Raw genomic sequence first — 2,789 nt, forward strand, 5'->3', positions numbered from 1 at the left:
CCCCGCCCCCCCCGCCCGGGGGGGGGGGGGCGTGCCGGGGGGGGGGGCGCCCCCCCCCCCCCCCCCCCCCCCCGCCGGGGGACGAGCCGACCTGCCCCGGGCGGCCCTGGCGTGGGATCCCCCTGCAAGCCCCACGAATCCATCCCCGCGAATCCAGCTTGACCGAGCTGCCTCCCCGTGGTAGCCAGAACGACATTGCGCCTTGTCCCAACCTGGGTGCGGGCACCTCGGCCGCCGAGCCCCTTCCGGGCTTGTCCCGGATCACGCTGAGCCGGGGGAGCGCTCCGATCCAATCGATCCGGACCGTAGCAAGGAGTCACCGATGCGCATCGCTCTGATCGGCCAACAGGATTTCGGCAAAGCGGTTCTCCAGGCCTTCCTCGACCGCGGTGACACCGTTGCGGGCGTGTTCTGTGCACCGGAGCAGGCGGGCGGCAAGCCCGATCCCCTCAAGAGCGCGGCGGCGGAGAAGGGCCTGCAGATTTTCCAGTTCCCCTCTCTCAAGGCGCCGGAGGCCCTCGCCGCCCTGCGGTCGCTGGAAGCGGACCTCGCGGTCATGGCCTTCGTGCTCCAGTTCGTCCCCCAGGACCTGGTGAACATTCCCAGGCACGGCACCATCCAATACCACCCGTCGCTCCTGCCCAAGTTCCGCGGCCCGAGCTCCATCAACTGGCCCATCGCGAAGGGAGAGACGAAGACGGGTCTCACCATCTTTCGACCTTCCGACGGCCTGGACGAAGGCCCCGTCATCCTCCAGAAGGAGACTCCCATTTCGGAGGACGACACCATCGGCACGGTCTACTTCGACCGCCTCTTCCCGATGGGTGTGGCTGCCCTGCTGGAGGCGGCCGACCTGGTCGTCGCAGGCGGGCACCGGGAGGCGGTGCAGGACGAGTCCCAGGCATCCTACGAAGGCTGGTTCCGGGCCGCCGAGGCGAAGATCAACTGGGCGAACCACGTGGACTGGATCCACAACACCGTGCGGGGATCGGACCCCGCGCCCGGCGCCTGGACCACCATCGGCGGCAAGAAGCTGCAGCTCTTCGGTTCGCGCAAGCACCTCGTGCGCACGTTCGGCGCCGTGAAAGGCGAGATTGGAGAGATCACCGAGGTCGGGGCCGACACCATCCGCGTCACCGGGCAGGGCGGCCAGATCGAGATCGCCCGGGTGAAGCACGAGGACGGCAAGAAAATGCCCGCCGCCGAGTGGGCCAGGTCCGCGGGCGCCCGCCCCGGCACCCTCCTCGGCACCTGAGAGCCTGTGAAGGAATCGTCGCGAGCAGACCCGAGTGCGAGGCGCGCATGAGCGAACGACGAGACATCGCCTTGCCCCTGTTCTCCGCGGTGCCCGAGTTGTATAGTCCCGCCTCCCCGACTCGGAAGGGCTGGGACGGCCCGGGCTCTCGCGAGGACAACATGCCCCACATCGGACTCCTGCTGCACCTGATCGAACGCGAATGCCGCGAGGACAAGTGGGAAAGCGCGCTCCGGCTCCTGGACCGCGCCGAGCGCCACGTGTCCCCGGACGACCGGGAAGCGGTGGAGTTCCTCCTGTACCGCAGGGGATACGCCCTTCTGGAGCTCCAGCGGCCCGAGGAAGCCGCGGAGAGCCTCGGGCGCCTGGTGGGCCTCGACGGATCCGGAGCGCCCCAGAGGCTGCTGCTGGCCGACGCCCTCATCCGGGCCGGGCGCTGGGAGGAGGCCCTCGCCCAGCTCGAGGCCGGACTGGCGGAGGAGCCGGATCACCCCGGATGCCTGTGCGCCATGGGGTGGACGCTCTACCAGACCGGAGAGAAAGAGGAAGCCCGGGCCCTTCTGGAGCGGGCCCTGGAGATCCATCCCACGTTCCACCCGGCCCACCTGGACCTGGGGCTGATCCACGCCGCCGAGAGGCGGTGGGACGCCGCCGAGGCCCATCTGCTCTCGGCCCTGGCGGCCACGCCCGAAGACGCGGAGATCGGGGGCATCCTCGCCGCCGTGCGAGAGAGCCGCGCACTGGCCCTGGCCGAGCGCCGGCGGGTGCGGGAGCTCGCCCCCCGGCTTCGCGCCCGCCGCAGCGCCTTGGGGGTCACCGAAGCGCAGCAACTGCGCCTCCTGCGCCGCACCCTGCACCAGCGGGGAGCCACCCACCTGGAAGTGCTCCTGGCCGAAAACCTCTGGCTGGACTTCGCCGAGACCGCCGCGCCCCGCGCGGCCCTCGACCCCGCCTGGGCCTCCGGGGTCGCGTACACGGCGCTCCGGCTCAACGGCCGGCCGGCGTCCCGGGCCGAGCTCGCCCGGGAGTGGGGCGTGGGCCTCTCGACGCTGTCTCGCCGGCACCGCGCCTTGCGGGCGGGCCTCGACCTTGCCCGGAGGGCCCCTCGCTACACGGCGGAGAACCTACTGCGGGCGGCGATCGCGATGGCGCCCGAGCCGCGGGCCGGGGGTGCACGGCCGGGCGCCGCACAGATCATCCCGGTGGACTTCGGGGCCGGCACCCGCCTTCCCGCGCCCGCCCTGTGCCCCTGCGGAAGCGGCATTCCCGCGGGATCGTGCCGCCACGGGTGACCGCCATCCTGCCGGCAGGGCGGGCAAAAGGATCTGCAAGATCGGACCGATTGGCCCGATTGGACCGATCCGACTCGCCACAGGAGGACCAGACCCGCCCAAGGCTCCTCAGGCTTCGAACCCGGCCGACACCGCTCCCAGCAGGTCGAGGATGTGCTCCGCCAGGTCCGGGTCGAGGCTCCCCATGCCGCAGGACGGCGTGAGCAGGCACTGGCGGCGCAGCAGGCCTTCGTCAACCCCCG

Annotated in this window: 2 protein-coding genes; both read left to right on the forward strand. The window is 71.7% G+C overall.

Going from position 1 to position 2,789, the window contains the following annotated elements; translation table 11 throughout:
- Positions 1 to 322 precede the first annotated feature (322 nt).
- The gene (locus tag AB1578_22265; protein MEW6490623.1) at positions 323 to 1,255 is read left to right on the forward strand and encodes a methionyl-tRNA formyltransferase; all 933 of its coding nucleotides are present in this window, start codon (positions 323 to 325) and stop codon (positions 1,253 to 1,255) included.
- Positions 1,256 to 1,302: 47 nt separating this feature from the next.
- A complete protein-coding gene (locus AB1578_22270; protein ID MEW6490624.1) occupies positions 1,303 to 2,547 on the forward strand; it encodes a tetratricopeptide repeat protein in 1,245 nt (414 codons plus the stop codon).
- Positions 2,548 to 2,789: the final 242 nt, after the last annotated feature.

This window comes from Thermodesulfobacteriota bacterium, from assembly GCA_040756475.1.
GTDB lineage: Bacteria > Desulfobacterota > Deferrisomatia > Deferrisomatales > JACRMM01 > JBFLZB01.